14 protein-coding genes are annotated in these 16,325 nt (G+C 66.3%); 6 read left to right on the top strand and 8 right to left on the bottom strand.

Annotation, left to right across the window (positions count from 1 at the left end; translation table 11 throughout):
• Nucleotides 1–9 precede the first annotated feature (9 nt).
• The 3 genes from plsX to J3U95_RS07205 form a co-directional block, all read right to left on the bottom strand.
• Entirely contained in the window at nucleotides 10–1,092 is a 1,083-nt protein-coding gene (gene plsX, locus J3U95_RS07215) for a phosphate acyltransferase PlsX (RefSeq protein WP_208277944.1), read from the bottom strand.
• 222 nt (nucleotides 1,093–1,314) lie between these two features.
• Nucleotides 1,315–1,497, bottom strand: coding sequence for a 50S ribosomal protein L32 (rpmF, locus tag J3U95_RS07210; protein WP_005666806.1), 183 nt, complete (start codon nucleotides 1,495–1,497; stop codon nucleotides 1,315–1,317).
• A gap of 248 nt (nucleotides 1,498–1,745) precedes the next feature.
• A complete protein-coding gene (locus J3U95_RS07205; protein WP_208277943.1) occupies nucleotides 1,746–2,243 on the bottom strand; it encodes a YceD family protein in 498 nt (165 codons plus the stop codon).
• 108 nt (nucleotides 2,244–2,351) lie between these two features.
• Here J3U95_RS07205 and J3U95_RS07200 point away from each other — a divergent pair, with 108 nt between their 5' ends.
• Together J3U95_RS07200 and J3U95_RS07195 are read left to right on the top strand one after the other, a co-directional pair.
• On the top strand, nucleotides 2,352–2,948 hold the full coding sequence (locus J3U95_RS07200) for a Maf-like protein (protein ID WP_208277942.1): 597 nt from the start codon (nucleotides 2,352–2,354) through the stop codon (nucleotides 2,946–2,948).
• A gap of 19 nt (nucleotides 2,949–2,967) precedes the next feature.
• Entirely contained in the window at nucleotides 2,968–3,717 is a 750-nt protein-coding gene (locus tag J3U95_RS07195) for an SAM-dependent methyltransferase (RefSeq protein WP_208277941.1), read from the top strand.
• On the opposite strand, the gene J3U95_RS07190 is transcribed toward J3U95_RS07195, so the two are convergent.
• From J3U95_RS07190 to clpB, 5 genes are all read right to left on the bottom strand, one after another.
• Nucleotides 3,711–5,021, bottom strand: coding sequence for a tetratricopeptide repeat protein (locus J3U95_RS07190; RefSeq protein WP_208277940.1), 1,311 nt, complete (start codon nucleotides 5,019–5,021; stop codon nucleotides 3,711–3,713). The two genes, J3U95_RS07195 and J3U95_RS07190, sit on opposite strands and share 7 nt — an antisense overlap.
• 66 nt (nucleotides 5,022–5,087) lie before the next feature.
• Nucleotides 5,088–6,368 carry an EAL and HDOD domain-containing protein gene (locus J3U95_RS07185; RefSeq protein WP_208277939.1) on the bottom strand — a complete coding sequence of 427 codons (1,281 nt, stop codon included), beginning with the start codon at nucleotides 6,366–6,368 and terminating at the stop codon, nucleotides 5,088–5,090.
• A 132-nt stretch (nucleotides 6,369–6,500) separates the two neighbouring features.
• Complete coding sequence (locus tag J3U95_RS07180) at nucleotides 6,501–7,736, bottom strand: 23S rRNA (adenine(2030)-N(6))-methyltransferase RlmJ (protein WP_208277938.1); 1,236 nt, start codon at nucleotides 7,734–7,736, stop codon at nucleotides 6,501–6,503.
• A 170-nt stretch (nucleotides 7,737–7,906) separates the two neighbouring features.
• A complete protein-coding gene (aceA, locus tag J3U95_RS07175; RefSeq protein WP_208277937.1) occupies nucleotides 7,907–9,205 on the bottom strand; it encodes an isocitrate lyase in 1,299 nt (432 codons plus the stop codon).
• A gap of 291 nt (nucleotides 9,206–9,496) precedes the next feature.
• Complete coding sequence (clpB, locus tag J3U95_RS07170) at nucleotides 9,497–12,106, bottom strand: ATP-dependent chaperone ClpB (protein WP_208277936.1); 2,610 nt, start codon at nucleotides 12,104–12,106, stop codon at nucleotides 9,497–9,499.
• 124 nt (nucleotides 12,107–12,230) lie between these two features.
• Here clpB and J3U95_RS07165 point away from each other — a divergent pair, with 124 nt between their 5' ends.
• Genes J3U95_RS07165 through J3U95_RS07150 form a run of 4 tightly spaced genes read left to right on the top strand, consistent with a single transcriptional unit; the run spans nucleotide 12,231 to nucleotide 16,244 of the window.
• Nucleotides 12,231–13,358 carry a glycosyltransferase family 32 protein gene (locus tag J3U95_RS07165; protein ID WP_208277935.1) on the top strand — a complete coding sequence of 376 codons (1,128 nt, stop codon included), beginning with the start codon at nucleotides 12,231–12,233 and terminating at the stop codon, nucleotides 13,356–13,358.
• Nucleotides 13,355–14,569: a glycosyltransferase family protein gene (locus J3U95_RS07160; protein WP_208277934.1), complete on the top strand. Its 1,215-nt coding sequence runs from the start codon at nucleotides 13,355–13,357 to the stop codon at nucleotides 14,567–14,569. The genes J3U95_RS07165 and J3U95_RS07160 overlap by 4 nt, the downstream gene beginning before the upstream one ends.
• On the top strand, nucleotides 14,566–15,405 hold the full coding sequence (locus J3U95_RS07155; RefSeq protein ID WP_208277933.1) for a glycosyltransferase family 32 protein: 840 nt from the start codon (nucleotides 14,566–14,568) through the stop codon (nucleotides 15,403–15,405). Before J3U95_RS07160 ends, J3U95_RS07155 begins: the two co-directional genes overlap by 4 nt.
• Entirely contained in the window at nucleotides 15,402–16,244 is an 843-nt protein-coding gene (locus J3U95_RS07150) for a glycosyltransferase family 2 protein (protein WP_208277932.1), read from the top strand. Before J3U95_RS07155 ends, J3U95_RS07150 begins: the two co-directional genes overlap by 4 nt.
• The last annotated feature ends 81 nt before the right edge of the window (nucleotides 16,245–16,325 follow it).

Raw genomic sequence — 16,325 nt, 5'->3', positions numbered from 1 at the left:
CCTGCTGGGTTATTGTGCCTGGCGCTGGCCGTCCTGCACGGGCGCCGATGTCGGCGCAACCGCGGCCGCGGTCGCCGCAGCCGTTACCGGGGGGCTCGGCATCAGTTCGGCGATCAGGGCCGACAGGTGCTCCTGCACATTATTGTGCGCGGCATCGTAGGCGCGCTTGATCGCCCACTCGAAGGCATACGCATTGGCGCCGCCGTGGCTCTTGAAGACCAGGCCTTTCAGGCCCAGCAGGCCGGCGCCGTTGTAGCGTTCCGGATTGAGCTTCTTGAGCGCCTTGCGCGCGAAGAGCGCGCCCAGCATCGACATGACGCTTTCCTTGAACGTCGTCTTCATGAAGCGCGACAGGCCTTCGATCGCCTTGAGCATGACGTTGCCGACGAAACCGTCGCACACGACGACGTCGACCGTGCCCTTGAAGATGTCATTGCCTTCGACATTGCCGAAAAAGTTCAGTTTGCCACGTTCGGCGTCGGCGCGCAGCAGCACGCCGGTGGCTTTCACCGCCTCGTTGCCCTTGATCTCTTCGGTGCCGACGTTGAGCAGGCCGATGGTCGGACGCGGGATGCCTTCGATCGCCGAGCACAGCACGGAGCCCATGATGGCGAACTGGTGCAGGTGGTCGGGCTCGCAGTCGACGTTGGCGCCGAGGTCGAGGATATAGGTCGGGCCGCCCTTCTGGTTCGGCATGATCGAGCAGATCGCCGGGCGATCGACGCCGGCCATGGTCTTGAGCACATAGCGCGAGACGGCCATCAGGGCGCCGGTATTGCCGGCCGAGACGCAGGCGTGGGCGCTGCCGTCCTTGACGGCCTCGATCGCGACGCGCATCGACGAATCCTTCTTGCGGCGCAGGGCCACTTCGACCGGGTCTTCCATCGTCACGACTTCGGAGGCGTGCTTGACGGTCAGGCGCGGGTTGTTGTCCGCGTGATGCTTCTTGAGTTCTGCGCGCAGCACATCTTCGACGCCCACGAGCACGAGCTCGGCGTCAGCTTGCTTTTTGAGAAAGGAGATGGCTGCCGGAATGGTAACTGAGGGGCCGTGATCGCCGCCCATGCAGTCAATGGATATTTTAATTGTCATTTGTTGGAGATGCCGCGGCTCACACAGGACGGGCGGCCAGAGGGGATCGGGGCGTGGCGCACATGCGCACGGGATCCAGGCTGTTCAACATGACGGTGCCAGGAGCGTCGGGACGGACTCCCAGGATGCAGCCGGTTACTGAGCAGATGCCAAAGAAAAAGCGGCGCCACGCAGATAACATACGTTGCGCCGCTTTCATGATGCTAAAAGCCAGAACGTCGATTACTCGTCGTTCTTGGTCTTCAGGACCTTGCGACCACGGTAGAAGCCGTTTGGCGAAATGTGGTGACGCAGGTGGGTTTCGCCGGTGGTCGGCTCGACTGCCAGGTTAGGGGCGGTCAGGAAATCGTGCGAACGGTGCATGCCGCGCTTCGATGGGGATTTCTTATTCTGTTGAACTGCCATGATAACTCCTAGTACAAAGTTCTAAAATTTTAACACATTCGATATGCAAAAAGGATGCAAGTCGAGTATCTCGGCGGCAAGCCTTGAGGACTGCCGACATGTTGAACGCTGCTACAACTACCGCGAATGCCATACTCGATTGCACGCGTTTGACACGTTTTTTGCAGAATTTGGACGACATTGTTTCTACGCTGCCGCCACCGTACTGCGAATCCTGTGCTGCTGATTGTTCTTGCTATTACTTCTTCTTAATCCGCCTTCAGGTTCTTGAGGGCGGCGAAAGGCGACACTTTATCGGTTTTCAGGCTATCGAGCAAGCCCGTATCCGGACAAACGTCATGCCGTGGCGACTGCGGCAAGGCCAGCAGGGCCTCGTCCTCGAGCAACTCGCGGATGTCGCAAGTGCGGCTGCCGACGATCACGTCGATGCTTTCGTCGTCGAGGATTTCCTCGATCGCGTCGGCATCCTCGTCGTTCTCGCCCAGCACCAGCATGGTCGACGAATCGATCTCGTAATCCATAGGCTGCAGGCAACGCTGGCACACCAGCTTCACATGCCCGGCGACCGCGAGGGTCAGCGAAGGATAACCCTGACGGGTCTGGCCGCCCTGGATGGACCAGCGGATATCGCCGCTCTTGTCCGTGCTCTCGGCGGCGAGACGGGTCATCTCGACCAGGGGCGTAGAGCCTTCACGATGGCCGTCGTTCTTGCAAAACTCGAAGGCGTCGATGACAAAAGCGCTCATTTAGAAAGTTACCCCGGAAAACCTGCGATAATAGCAGGCTTTTCGCGCCAGCGTCAAAAAACCGTCGCATTTCCGCGTCGTATCCTCATCAACTGCGCCATGAAACCAATGCCCTCGCTCATCCTCGCCTCGAGTTCCGCCTACCGCCGCGAACTGTTGCAGCGCCTTGGCCTGCCCTTCGAGGCCGTCGCGCCCGACATCGACGAGACTCCGCTGGACGGCGAAACGCCGCAAGCCACCGCCCTGCGCCTGGCGCGTGCGAAGGCGCAGGCCGTAGCAACCCTGCACCCCGGCGCGCTGGTGATCGGCTCCGACCAGGTGGCTACCCTGGATGGACTGCAGATCGGCAAGCCCGGCGACCATCCACGCGCCCTGGCCCAGTTGCAGCTGATGCGCGGACGCGAAGTCGTGTTCCACACCGCTCTATGCCTGTGGGATGGCCGCGTGCCGGACCCGGACCAGGCGGCCCAGATCGAGAATGTGCAGGTGCGCGTCGCCTTCCGCGACCTGCCCGACCATGAACTCGACGCCTACCTGCGCATCGAGCAGCCGTATGACTGCGCCGGCAGCGCCAAGAACGAAGGGCTGGGCATCGCCCTGCTCGAAAGCATCCAGTCGAACGACCCCACCGCCCTCACCGGCCTGCCGCTGATCGCCCTGACCGGGATGCTGCGCAAGGCCGGCGTCCCGTTTTTTGGCGCCTGATTCATTACTTCATTCCATCATGCCCGGCACCCTGTACCTGATTCCGAACACCCTCGGCCCGACCGACGCCACTCCAGGCTCCCTGAACGCCCTGCTCCCGACCCAGGTGCAGGCGCTGACCAGCAAGCTCGATTACTTCGTGGCGGAAAACGCCAAGACCGCGCGCGCCTTTCTGAAACTGATCGCGATCGATCACCCGCTGGCCAAGCCGCTGCAGGAAATCGAGATCGCCGAACTGAACGTGAACACGCCGCCGGCGGCGCTGGCGCAACTGCTGGCGCCATTGCTGGCGGGCCGCGATGCGGGCCTGGTGTCGGAAGCCGGCGTGCCGGCCGTGGCCGACCCTGGCGCCGACCTGGTGCGCCTGGCCCACCAGCACGGCATCGCGGTGCGTCCGCTGGTGGGGCCGTCTTCGCTGCTGCTGGCCGTGATGGCCAGCGGGCTGAATGGCCAGAGCTTCGCCTTCAATGGCTACCTGCCGACCGACGCGGCGCAGCGCACCAAGCGCATCGTCGAGCTGGAGAAACGTTCGCGCGCCGAGCGCCAGACCCAGCTGCTGATCGAGACGCCGTATCGCAACGGCGCCATGCTCGAAGCGCTGGCGACTGCCTGCCAACCCGGCACCCTGATCTGCGTCGCGACCGACCTGTCGCTCCCCACCGAGTCGGTGCGCACCCTGACGGCCGCCAAGTGGAAGGCGGCGCTGGCGGCCAATAAAGGGCCGGACTTCCACAAGAAGCCGACCGTATTCCTGTTCCTGGGTCAGTAAAGCTCGCGCCAACCCTGCGGCCGGGGCTCGAGCGAGCCCCCGCACTGCTCCACCGATACCGGCCGGATGGTGCGCGGCGATACGCCGCCTGCTTCAAGCGTCACCCCGACACGAGTCTGAATGGCCCGGATGGCCGCCCGGCAGTCACCCAGGCGCTGTCCATGCCGGAACAGCGCGGCCGCCAGCGCATGATCGCCGCGCCGCTCCAGCACGAGACCGTAACGATAGAAGGCGCCGCCGTCGCGTGAGCGCATGGCGGTCTCGTACAGCGTAAGCACTTCGTCCGGCGTCTCGGCCTGCGCCCGGCCATCCTCGATCAATGTCGCCAGCGCCGTTTCGGCGCGCCCGCCGCTGCGCCCGAGCGCGCGCCGATACAGGGCGGCGGCCAGCACGTCATCCGGCTCGTTGCCGACGCCCAGCTCGTAACTTCGCCCAAGGTAATAGAGGCCGGCAGGATCGTTCGCCACGGCCGCGTGTGCGAACCATTCTGCACCCGGCGCCCGCGCTTCGGCATAGACCGCCCGCTCGAGCATCATCAGGCCGAGCCGCACCTGGGCGGCGGCCAGTCCGCCTTCGGCCGACCGGGTCAGCCACTCGCGCGCCTGCTTCATATCCCGCTCGCCGGCGCTGCCATGCTGATAGGCCCAGGACAGGTTGGCCTGGGCCCACCCATGCCCCTGTTCGGCTGCCTTGGCATACCAGAAAACCGCCTGGCGGCGATCGCGCGCCACGCCGGCGCCACGGTTGAGCAGCACCCCGAGATTGTTTTGCGCATACCTGTTGCCGCCGTGCGCTGCCAGGCGATACAAGGCCGCGGCCTGCGCCAGGTCTTTTTCGACGAAGCGCCCCTGCTCATACCAGGTGCCAAGGGTGTTCTGGGCAGCGGGATCGCCCTGTTCCGCCAGTCGCCGGGTACGCATGACCAGCGCCGGATCGAGCGCCCGCGGCGGTTCGCCCGGCTGCCAGATGAACTGCGCCCCGAACCGCGTGCCTGGCGGCTTGCCCAGCGTGTTCAGCGCATGGAAGGCGCATTTGCGGATGCCGGCCAGCGCCGCCGCGTCCAGATCGGCCCTGCCGCTGGACACCGCGACCCGGGCGTCAGCGACCTTGCCCCCGGCATCGATCTGGATGTCCAGCGTCGACTGTCCCCCGGCCCTTTGCGCCAGCGCGGCAGGCGGATAGTCAGGACGCGCGCAGGCGTAGAGATCGAACTTCATCGCCTGCCGGATGCGATCCTGATCGGCGGAATCGTGGACTGAAGCGATGGCCGCGGCGGCGGCCAGGAAAAGGATGGCGACACTCATCCCATGACTGTAGCGCCAGGCGCGGCGCTACACGCTCACGGAATGTCACCAATGACGATGGAGTGGCTACTGCAGTGGCGGTGGGGCGTCGTTGGTCAGCTCGCGCACCCAGTCGAACGCCGCCAGCTCGATCTCGCGCACCTCGGCCACCGTCAGGCCGATCTTCTTGAGCGCGCAGGCCAGCTTGCCGCCACCCTCGGCCGCCTCGAGCAGCTCGGCGATGCGCAGCATGGTGCCGAAATCGCCTTCGCGCTCGAGCAGCGCCTCGCGCACGTCGTGCGCGATGTCGACGTGGGCCAGGATGTCGGCCATTGGCACCGAGAACAAGGCTTCGGCCAGCGACATGATGCCGACCGTGAAGGCGCGGTCGGCGCTGGCGGTATCGCCCGGCCGTACGCGCAGCGTCATCAGTTCGAGCAGCTTGCCGCGCGTCGTGGCCAGTTGCAGCAGCGGCGACTTGAGCTCGACCCGGGCGCCGGCCGCCGTGTAGAGCAGGATCTGCAGCCAGCGCCCCAGCTGGCGCCGGCCGAGCTGGACCAGGGCCTGCGACAGCGACTCGATGCGCGGCCCCGGCACCGCGCGGCTGTTCACCAGGCGCAGCAGGTTGAGGCTGATCAGGGCGTCGCGCTTGACGGCGGTCTCGATCGCCTGGCTGTCGGCGTTCGAGTTGACCAGTTCCAGCAGGCGCAGGATGGTGATCTCGGACGGCGTGATCTTGCGTCCGCTGAGGATCACGGGACGCGCGAAATAATAGCCCTGGAAATATTCGAAGCCGAGTTCCATGCACAGCTTGAACTCGTCGATGGTCTCGACCTTCTCGGCCAGCAGGCGCTTGCCGGTGCCGCGCAGCGATTCGACCAGCTGCGCCAGCTCGTTCGGCGCGACGCCCTTGACGTCGACCTTGATGATGTCGACCAGCTGCACCAGCTTGTCGAGCTCGCTCGAGTGCTCGACCACGTCATCGACCGCGAACTTGAAGCCCAGCTCCTTGAGCTCGGCCACGCGCGCCAGCAATTCCGGCGTCGGCTTCACCGTCTCGAGGATTTCCAGGATCACCTTATGGGATGGCAGGAAGCGCACGAAATCGCTCATCAACACCACTTCGTCGACGTTGACGAAGGCAAGCTGCTCGCCCACCACCTGCTCCATGCCGAGCTGGGATGCATGCGAGATGACGGCGGCGGTCGCCGCCGCGCCGTCGGTCAGCTTGGCGTCGTCGTCCTCGCCGGCCGCACGGAACAGCAGCTCGAACGCCACCAGATGCTGGTCGCGCCCGAGGATGGGCTGACGCGCAAGAAAGAAATCATCGGACGGCACGGAGACCGCTGCCGTTGCATCGGCGTGCATCGAAAAATACTCCTGGAAACAGTCACGGCAGCGCGCCGCGCCCGGTGGACGGCACGCGCCACCCACCTACGCCGACTATACTACAAAAATGCTAATCTTAGCATTTCGACATCGAATCGAACGATGTTCGAATCAGCCGCGACCGCCACCGCCCTGGCGGGTTCGTCCGTTGCGCGGCGCGCTCGGCGCGGTCGGCCGGGCAGCGCTGCTCCGCGCGGTGCGCGGTGCGCCGTCACGCGGGCCCGCGGCCGCATCGGCACGGCTGCGCGACGCGTTGCCGCGTGGCACGCCATCGCGTGGCGCGGCAGTGCGTGGGCCACCGGCGCGCGCCGGCTTGGCGGGGGCGGCCGGCGCTTCGTCGGCGCGCGGCATGCTCTGGCCCGGCAGGCGCAGGCTGCCCTTGCCCGACAGCGGGCTGGCGCGGCGCGCATTGCCCACCGGCGCCCGTGGCGCGTCGCCCGCCAGGCGGCCGGCGGCGGCGCCGGTCACCTGCGTGCCCTTTTCGATCGTGAAGCGCGCGCCGGCATCCTTGCCCAGCACGCGCACCAGATAGGGCATGACTTCGCGCAGGATCGGCTCCAGCGTGTACGGCGGATTCAGGATGAACATGCCGCTGCTGTGCAGGCCGGTGCCGTCCGGGGTCGGGGTGTTGGTGGTCAGGGTGACGTTGAGCCATTCCTTGGCCGGCAGGCGCTTGAGGCGGTCGGCGAACTGGCGCGACTCCATGCGCTGCAGCACCGGATACCAGATCGCATAGATGCCGCTCGGGAACTTGGCCAGCGCTTCTTCGAGCGCATCGCGCACGCGCTTGTAGTCATCCTTGATCTCGTAGGGCGGATCGATCAGCACCAGCGCGCGGCGCGACGGCGGCGGCAGCAGCGCCTTCATGCTATGGAAGCCGTCGCCATGCTCGATGATCACGCGGCGGCCGCGCGAGCGCTCGCCCTGCTCCGCCTTGTGGGCGTCGAGCTTGCGGAAGTTATCGGCCAGGATCTTGCAATCGGCCGGGTGCAACTCGAACAGGCGCAGGCGATCCTGCTCGCGCGACATCTGCTCGGCCACCCAGGGCGAACCCGGGTAGTAGCGCATCTTGCCGCTCGGATTCATGCCCTTGATGAGGTCGAGATATTCCTTCAGCGGGGCCGGGACGTCGGTGCAGTTCCACAGCGGGCCGATGCCGGTATCGAACTCGGCGGTCTTGGTCGCCTGGAAACTGTCGAGCGCATACACGCCGGCGCCCGAGTGGGTGTCGATATAGGTATAGGCTGCATCCTTCTGGTTCATGTACAGGTGCAGCTGCACCTGGACGAAATGCTTGAGGACATCGGCGTGGTTACCCGCGTGGAAGGCGTGGCGGTAGCTCAACATAAGCTGGAATTCCTAAAAGAGGTTTGCCGCGAGAAAGTTGGCGGCAGAATTAGGCGCCATTATCCACTACAACCGACTGCGGCTGGGAATGCATTGCGCCACGCAAAAAGCCGCAGCCCTTGCGGGGCTGCGGCTTGGCAAGAAAAACAGCGCGGGAGATTGTAAAAAAATCAGGCGACTTTCTTATCTTCGAAGAACTGTTCATCCTCCGTCGAGCCATGCAATGCGGTGGTCGAACTCTGGCCCTGCTGGATGGCCTGGGTCACGGCGTCGAAGTAGCCGGTGCCGACTTCGCGCTGGTGCTTGACGGCGGTGAAGCCCTTCTCGGCAGCCGCGAATTCGGCCTCTTGCAGCTCGACGAAGGCCGACATGCCGCTGCGGGCATAGCCGTGGGCGAGATTGAACATGCCGTAGTTGAGCGCATGGAAGCCAGCCAGGGTGATGAACTGGAATTTATAGCCCATGGCGCCCAGCTCTTTCTGGAACTTGGCGATGGTGGCGTCGTCCAGGTTCTTTTTCCAGTTGAACGAGGGCGAGCAATTATAGGCCAGCATCTTGCCCGGGAATTTCGCATGGATGGCGTCGGCGAAGCGGCGCGCGAACTCGAGGTCGGGCTTGCCGGTCTCGCACCACACCAGGTCGGCATACGGCGCATAGGCCAGGCCGCGCGAGATCGCCTGCTCGATGCCCGGCTTGACGCGGAAGAAGCCCTCCACCGTGCGCTCGCCGGTGCAGAATTCCTTGTCGTTGGCGTCGACGTCCGAGGTCAGCAGGTCGGCGGCTTCGGCATCGGTGCGGGCGATGACCAGGGTCGAGGTGCCCATCACGTCGGCCGCCAGGCGCGCGGCGTTGAGTTTCTCGACCGCCTCGCGGGTGGGCACCAGCACCTTGCCGCCCATGTGGCCGCATTTCTTGACCGAGGCCAGTTGGTCTTCGAAGTGCACGCCGGCGGCGCCCGCCTCGATCATCGACTTCATGAGCTCGTAGGCATTGAGCACGCCGCCGAAACCGGCTTCGGCATCGGCCACGATCGGCGCGAAGTAATCGATGTCGTCCTTGCCCTCGGACCACTGGATCTGGTCGGCGCGCTGGAAAGTGTTGTTGATGCGGCGCACGACCAGCGGCACCGAGTTGGCCGGATACAGCGACTGGTCGGGATACATCTCGCCGGCGGCATTGGCGTCGCCCGCCACCTGCCAGCCCGACAGGTAGATCGCCTTCAGTCCGGCCTTCACCTGCTGCATGGCCTGGTTGCCGGTCAGGGCGCCAAGGGCGTTGACGTAGGGCTCGTCGTGCACCAGCTGCCACAGCTTATCGGCGCCGCGTTTGGCCAGGGTATGCTCGATCGGGAGGGAGCCGCGCAGGCGGACGACGTCGGCCGCGGTGTAGTTGCGGACCACGCCTTTCCAGCGCGGGTTGCTGTCCCATTCCTGCTGCAGTTCGGCGATTTGCTGTTCACGGCTGGTCATGATGCTCTCCTGAAGTTGAAGGTAGGTGCGAATCCGTTGACACCATCTTAGCCCGGTTTGTGCGCAGCACAATCACTCTTATATAAGACAGAACAGTAAAATAATTTACTTTTATTTCAACTACTTACCAATAAAGAACCACAATGTGAAACAAAATTTCTCAGCATGAGAACAAACCCGCCGGCGGATTTGCTGCATATTCCACATCGCAGGACGATCATTTCGCATCGTGGAAAATAACGAGGGGCGCGGCAGGATGCCGCGCCCCTCGCCCCCGCAACAAAGGTTGCGTTACTTGGCCAGGTCGACCGCCTCCTCGCCGAACGCCAGTTCGCCATGGCGCACCCGCACCGGGATCGTGTCCTTCGGCCCGAAGCGGCCGGCCAGGATGGCCTTGGACAGCGGATTTTCGATCTGCTGCTGGATCGCGCGCTTGAGCGGGCGCGCACCATACACCGGATCGTAGCCAGCCTCCGCGATCTTCTGCAGCGACTCTTCGTCGATATCGAGCGTCATCTCCATCTTGGCCAGGCGCGCTTCCAGGTTGTGCAGCTGGATGCGGGCGATGGCGCCGATATTCTTCTCGTCGAGCGCATGGAACACCACGATCTCGTCGATCCGGTTGATGAACTCGGGACGGAAGTGGCCGCGCACCTCGGCCATCACGGCCATCTTCACCACGGCGGGTTCGTCCGTGTCCATCGACTGGATCCGGTGCGACCCGAGGTTCGAGGTCATCACGATCACCGTGTTCTTGAAGTCCACGGTGCGGCCCTGGCCATCGGTCATGCGGCCGTCGTCCAGCGCCTGCAGCAGCACGTTGAACACGTCCGGGTGCGCCTTCTCGATCTCGTCCAGCAGGATCACGCTGTAGGGTTTGCGGCGCACGGCCTCGGTGAGGTAACCGCCCTCCTCGTAGCCGACGTAGCCCGGCGGCGCGCCGATCAGGCGGGCCACCGAATGCTTCTCCATGAACTCGCTCATGTCGATGCGGATCAGCGCGTCCTGGGTATCGAACAGGAAGCCCGCCAGCGCTTTGCAGAGCTCGGTCTTGCCGACCCCGGTCGGGCCCAGGAACATGAAGGAGCCGTAGGGACGGTTCGGGTCCGACAGGCCGGCGCGCGAGCGCCGGATCGCATCCGACACCGCCTCGATCGCCTCGTCCTGGCCCACCACGCGCTTGTGCAGCTCGTCCTCGATGTGCAGCAGCTTGTCGCGCTCGCCCTGCATCATGCGCGCCACCGGGATGCCGGTCGCGCGCGAGACCACTTCGGCGATCTCCTCGGCGCCCACCTGGGTGCGCAGCAGCTTCGGTTTCACGTTATCGGCTTCGGCGCGGGCCGTGGCTTCCTCGGCCTGGCGCAGCTGCGCCTCCAGCTCCGGCAGGCGGCCATACTGCAGCTCCGAGACCTTCTGCCAGTTGCTCTGGCGCTTGGCCTCGTCCATCTGGAAGCGGATGCGCTCGATCTCTTCCCGGATATGGGTGGTGCCCTGCACCGCCGCCTTCTCGGCCTTCAGCACTTCTTCGTAGTCGTTGTACTCGCGCTCCAGGCGCGCGATCTCGTCGCCCAGCAGTTCCAGGCGTCGCTGCGAGGCTTCGTCGGTCTCGCGGCGCACGGCTTCGCGCTCGATCTTCAGCTGGATCATGCGGCGCTCGAGGCGGTCCATGACTTCGGGCTTGGAATCGATCTCGATCTTGATCTTGGCCGCCGCCTCGTCGATCAGGTCGATCGCCTTGTCGGGCAGGAAGCGGTCGGTGATATACCTGTGCGACAGCTCGGCCGCGGCGATGATCGCCGGGTCGGTGATGTCCACCTGGTGGTGCAGCTCGTACTTCTCCTGCAGGCCGCGCAGGATGGCGATGGTCGCCTCCACGCTCGGCTCGTCGACGATGATCTTCTGGAAGCGGCGCTCGAGGGCGGCGTCCTTCTCGACGTACTTGCGGTACTCGTCGAGCGTGGTCGCGCCGACGCAGTGCAGCTCGCCGCGCGCCAGCGCGGGTTTCAGCATATTGCCGGCGTCCATCGCGCCTTCGGCCTTGCCGGCGCCGACCATGGTGTGGATCTCGTCGATGAAGACGATGGTCTGGCCTTCGTCCTGCGCCAGCTCCTTGAGCACGGCCTTCAGGCGTTCTTCGAACTCGCCGCGGAACTTGGCGCCGGCCAGCAGCGCCGCCATGTCGAGCGACAGCACACGCTTGCCCTTGAGCGAATCGGGTACTTCACCGTTGACGATGCGCTGGGCCAGGCCCTCGACGATGGCGGTCTTGCCGACGCCCGGTTCGCCGATCAGCACCGGGTTGTTCTTGCTGCGCCGCTGCAGCACCTGGATCGCGCGGCGGATCTCGTCGTCGCGGCCGATCACCGGGTCGAGCTTGCCGGCGCGGGCGCGCTCGGTCAGGTCGAGCGTGTACTTCTTGAGGGCTTCGCGCTGGCCTTCCGCCTCGGGCGAATTCACCGCTTCGCCGCCGCGCACGGCTGAAATAGCCGACTCCAGCGATTTGCGGGCCAGGCCGTTCTCGCGCGCCAGGCGGCCGGCGTCGGACTTATCGTCGGACAGCGCCAGCAGCACCATCTCGGACGACAGGAACTGGTCGCCGCGCTTTTGCGCCTCGCGGTCGGACAGGTTCAGCAAGGCCATCAGGTCGCGCCCGGCCTGGACGTTGCCGCCGGCGCCGGTGACCTTCGGCTGGCGCTCCAGCGCCAGCTTGAGCGCATTGGTCAGCGCGCCGACGTTGACACCGGCGCGCTGCAGCAGCGAGCGCGCGCTGCCGTCGTCCTGGTTCAGCAGGGCGAGCAGAAGGTGAATCGATTCGATGTATTGGTTATCGTTGCCGACCGCCAGGCTCTGGGCATCCGCCAGGGCTTCCTGGAGCTTGGTCGTCAATTTATCTTGCCGCATGGTGTTGCTCCCTAGAGGTTGTTATTAGCTTGAGAGCAAGATAGGGATGAGTGAGGGCCTTTTCAAGATGCCGCAGGCTCTCCGTCATCCCGTACAATGCGAGCACGCGTTTTCGTCTCCGCCAATGAATCTATTCAGCATCCTCATCGCCGACCAGGCCCATGCCGACCAGGCGCTGCCGCCCGCCATCGCACGCAATCTCGCGTCGCTGCGCGAGCACCACCCGGGCCTGCCGCACCGTTTGTACGGCCAGGAAGCCATCCGCGATTTCCTGCGCACCCATATGGAGGCCGACGTCGCCTGGGCCTACGACCAGCTGCTGCCCTATGCCTACCGCGCCGACCTGGCGCGCCTGTGCCTGCTGCACGAGTTCGGCGGGCTGTATGCCGACCTGTCGGTGTTCTTCCATGCCCCGCTGCCGCTGGAATCGGGCAAGCTGATCGTGTTCCGCGACCGCGCCGTGGTTGCGCCCTGGATCGTGAGCAACACCATCCTGGCCGCGCCGGCGGGCGCGCCGGCCCTGGCGGCGGCGATCCGGATGATCGTGGCCAACTGCCGCAGCCGCTACCGCGGCGCTTCCTCGCTGTGCCCCACGGGTCCGGTGCTGCTGGGCAAGGCGATTGCCCTGCACTGCGAACCGGACCAGATCCACCTGGGCGAGGTGAGCAACCTGGCCCAGCGCAACGATACCGAGTCGCTGGCCTTCCTCGACGCCACCGACGGACGCCTGATCGGCTACCGCACCAAGCGCGCCGCCGGGCTGGCGGAACTGGGGCTGGAGCGCGGCGTCAACGACTACAACGATTTTTATTATGCCCGCCTGACCTATGCCGCCGATTATCCGGTATTGGTCGGCGCCGATTACCTGGCGCAGCATGCCCGCACCGCGGCAAAGCTCGACGGCGGCCGCCTGGTCTACCAAGGCGCGCCGGCCAGGGGCGACGGTGCGCTCGACACGGTGGCGCTGTGCCACCTGCCGATCCCGTTCGCGGCGGGCCGCTACCGGGTGCTGCTGGAACTGGACGATGCGGCAGCAGGCGCCGCGCTGACCCTGGTGGCGCTGGAGAACGGCTCCGGCTTGCCGCTGGCGCGCGCCGAGCATTGCCTCAACGGCGGCGCGGCGACACCGGCGCTCGACCTCGACGTGGCCACCAGCCGCAAGGACATCGTGATCGGCATCTTCAGCGCCGGCGCGGGGCTGCTGCGCATCGCCGGCCTGCGCGTCGAGCGCCAGCATCAGGAAACCGCATGACCATCAAATATGTCTCCTACGGCGACACCACCGGCTACGGCCTGTCCGGCCTGGCCTACCTGCGCGGCCTGCTCAACCTGGGTTACGACGTACAGTGGCAGCCTGTATTCTGGGGCCCGCAAGGCCTGCAGTTCTGGGAACCGGGCATGGCGCCGGAGCTCCTCGAATGCATGCGCGCGGCGAGCGCCGACCCGAGCCTGCGCGACCTGCCCGCCGTCCTCGCGCGCTGCGCAGCACCGCGCGACTGCGAGATCATGGTCGCCCACCTGGTGCCCGAATACCTGGAAGCCTGCCTGGAGCCGGGCAAGCGCAACTATGCCTACTGCACCTGGGAGGCCGACCGCATCCCGGCCCACTGGCCGGCGATACTGAACCGGTTCGAGGCGGTGCTGGTGCCGTCGACCTTCAATGCCGAGGCGTTTCGCGCCGGCGGCGTGACCGTGCCGGTGCACGTGGTGCCGCACATCCGGCGCCACGCCGTCGACGACGTCACGCCGGCCAGCCGCGCCGGGCTGCGCGAGCAGCTCGGCTTCCGGTCTGACGACCACGTGTTCTACACGATCGGCGCCTGGATGCTGCGCAAGGACTTGCCGCGCCTCGTCGAAGCCTTCCTCGCCGAGTTCACGGCCGACGAAGCAGTCGCCCTGTGCATCAAGACCTCGACCCGGCCGGTGCATTTCCCGCTGCCCCACGAACAGGGCAAGACCTCGCGCGAGCTGGTGCAGGAAACCATCCGCGCCTTCGCCGCGCGCAGCCCTCGCGCGCAACTCCCGCGCATCGGCGTGCTGGCCGGCGACGGCCTCGATGGCAGCTGGATCGACTGCGTGCACGGCATCGGCGACACCTATGTGTCCCTGAGCCGCGCCGAAGGCTGGGGCATGGGCGCCTTCGAGGCCGCCGCCCTCGGGCGTCCGGTCCTGATGACGGGCTGGAGCGGTCCCCTCGACTACCTCGGGCGCGACCATCCGGGCCTGGTCGGGGGCCGCCTGGAAGCGATCGACTGGCCCGGCACCACCTACACGCCCAACCAGCGCTGGGCGGTGGCCGACGTGGCGGATGCGCGCGCCAAGATGCGCTACCGCTTCATCCACGGCGATGCGCCCGATCCCGATGCCCGGCGCCTGAGCGAGACCATCGCCAACCGCTACGCCGAGGGAACCGTCATGCGCCAGTTCTCCCGCGCGATCGGCGTCCTGGAGGGCCAGCCATGATCCCGCGCATCTTCCACTTCGTGTTCGGCCTGCGCGTGCAGGACGAACCATTCCACCTGGCGCACTACCTGTGCCTCGAATCGTGCCGCCGGCTCAATCCCGGCCATGCGATCTGGTTCCACCACGACCACGAGCCGTGGGGACCGCTGTGGGACCGCATCAAGCCGCACCTGGTGCTGCACAAGGTGAGGCGCGAAGCGCTGCCGCAAGCCGCCTATCAGCAGTCCGGCGAAGGCCGCATGATCGCCGCCGCCGGCTGGAGCTATGCCCACGAGGCCGACTTCATCCGCCTGCGCGTGCTGGCCGAACATGGCGGCGTCTACGCCGACATCGACACCCTGTTCGTGGCGCCGATGCCGGACCACCTGCATGACTACGAATGCGTGCTGGGCGACGAAGGCGCCCTGCCCGACGAACGCGGCATCCTGCGCCCGTCGCTGTGCAACGCACTGATCGCGGCCCGTCCCGGCGCGCCCTTCATCGCGCGCTGGCTGCACGACTCCCACGCCGCCTTCGACGGCAAGTGGACCAGCCACTCCTGTCAGCTCGCCACGCGCCTGTGGGAGGCGCACCCGGACCTGGTGCACGTGGTGCCGCGCCAGTACTTCTACCGCCATCCGTGGACGCCGGACGGCATGCGCAACCTGTTCGAGCGGGTCGATCCCGACCTGCGCGACGTGGTCAGCCTGCACCTGTGCAGCCACCTGTGGTGGGACGCCGCGCGCACCGACTTCACCAGCTTCCACGCCGGCCTGCTGACCGAGGACTGGGTACGCGCCGGCGCCTCGACCTATGCGCTGCTGGCGCAGCCCTACCTGCCGGGAGCCGCGCCATGAGCCTGGCCGACTTCCTGCCCGCCCCCGGTCGCGGCGCCGGCTTCAAGCTGGGCCAGGACGGTGTGCAGGTGGCGCAAGGCGTGCTGCAGCAGCTGGCCTGGCCCGGCGCGCAGCCGCTGGTGTCGTGCCTGATGGTGACCCGCGGCCGCCTGTTCCCGGCGCGCTTCGCGGTCGACTGCTTCCGCGCCCAGGGCTGGGCCGCGCGCGAACTGGTGCTGGTGTGCGACGGCCCCGGCACCGCGATCGAAGCCTATTGCCGCCAGCTCGGCGACGAGCGCATCCGGCTGGTCTACCCCGCCACACCGGCGACCAGCCTGGGCGAGCTGCGCAACCTGTCCCTGGCGTCCGCGCGCGGCGACTGGATCTGCCAGTGGGACGACGACGACCTGTACCACCCCGACCGCATCGCGTTGGGGATGCAGGCCTTGCTGGCGCTGGGTGCCGACGCCATGTTCCTGCAGCGCTGGCTGCTGTGGGCGCCGGGAGAGCGCCGGCTGGGCGTGTCCGGCGCACGCGAATGGGAAGGCTCGATGCTGGCGCGGCGCGCCAGCGTGCCGTCCTACCCGGCGCTGGCGCGCGGCGAGGACACCGCCGTCATGCACGCCATGCTGCTGCGCGGGCGGGTGCTGCTGCTCGATGCGCCGTGGGCCTATACCTATGTGCAGACGGGCGCAAATACCTGGAACGCAGGGCACTTCGCGGCGATCTGGGCGGCGGCCAGTTTCGAGCAGGCGCAAACGGGATACGAGACGGCGTTGGCGGCGCTGGGAGCTCATGGACCGCATGCGGCCTACGCGGCGGCGCTGGCGACGCCTCCACGCGCCGATTGTCCGAACTGAAGCGAATGTGGCCGCCTGTTCCCCGCACTGGCCGCGCCCGTCCCGGGCTATCATCCGTCAAACTCATTATTTCCTAGCAGC

It is taken from the genome of Massilia oculi (genome assembly GCF_017582745.1).
Taxonomy (GTDB): Bacteria; Pseudomonadota; Gammaproteobacteria; order Burkholderiales; family Burkholderiaceae_D; genus Telluria; species Telluria oculi_A.
Note: the sequence above shows the minus strand (reverse complement) of the source record. Positions and strands in the feature narration are given on the sequence as shown.

Coding starts and splice junctions, on each gene's coding strand:
- clpB (WP_208277936.1), bottom strand. CDS start 12,106: ATGCGGCAAGATAAATTGACGACCAAGCTCCAGGAAGCCCTGGCGGAT.
- rpmF (WP_005666806.1), bottom strand. CDS start 1,497: ATGGCAGTTCAACAGAATAAGAAATCCCCATCGAAGCGCGGCATGCAC.
- aceA (WP_208277937.1), bottom strand. CDS start 9,205: ATGACCAGCCGTGAACAGCAAATCGCCGAACTGCAGCAGGAATGGGAC.
- J3U95_RS07160 (WP_208277934.1), top strand. CDS start 13,355: ATGACCATCAAATATGTCTCCTACGGCGACACCACCGGCTACGGCCTG.
- J3U95_RS07185 (WP_208277939.1), bottom strand. CDS start 6,368: ATGCACGCCGATGCAACGGCAGCGGTCTCCGTGCCGTCCGATGATTTC.
- J3U95_RS07195 (WP_208277941.1), top strand. CDS start 2,968: ATGCCCGGCACCCTGTACCTGATTCCGAACACCCTCGGCCCGACCGAC.
- J3U95_RS07155 (WP_208277933.1), top strand. CDS start 14,566: ATGATCCCGCGCATCTTCCACTTCGTGTTCGGCCTGCGCGTGCAGGAC.
- J3U95_RS07190 (WP_208277940.1), bottom strand. CDS start 5,021: ATGAGTGTCGCCATCCTTTTCCTGGCCGCCGCCGCGGCCATCGCTTCA.
- J3U95_RS07165 (WP_208277935.1), top strand. CDS start 12,231: ATGAATCTATTCAGCATCCTCATCGCCGACCAGGCCCATGCCGACCAG.
- plsX (WP_208277944.1), bottom strand. CDS start 1,092: ATGACAATTAAAATATCCATTGACTGCATGGGCGGCGATCACGGCCCC.
- J3U95_RS07205 (WP_208277943.1), bottom strand. CDS start 2,243: ATGAGCGCTTTTGTCATCGACGCCTTCGAGTTTTGCAAGAACGACGGC.
- J3U95_RS07180 (WP_208277938.1), bottom strand. CDS start 7,736: ATGTTGAGCTACCGCCACGCCTTCCACGCGGGTAACCACGCCGATGTC.
- J3U95_RS07150 (WP_208277932.1), top strand. CDS start 15,402: ATGAGCCTGGCCGACTTCCTGCCCGCCCCCGGTCGCGGCGCCGGCTTC.
- J3U95_RS07200 (WP_208277942.1), top strand. CDS start 2,352: ATGCCCTCGCTCATCCTCGCCTCGAGTTCCGCCTACCGCCGCGAACTG.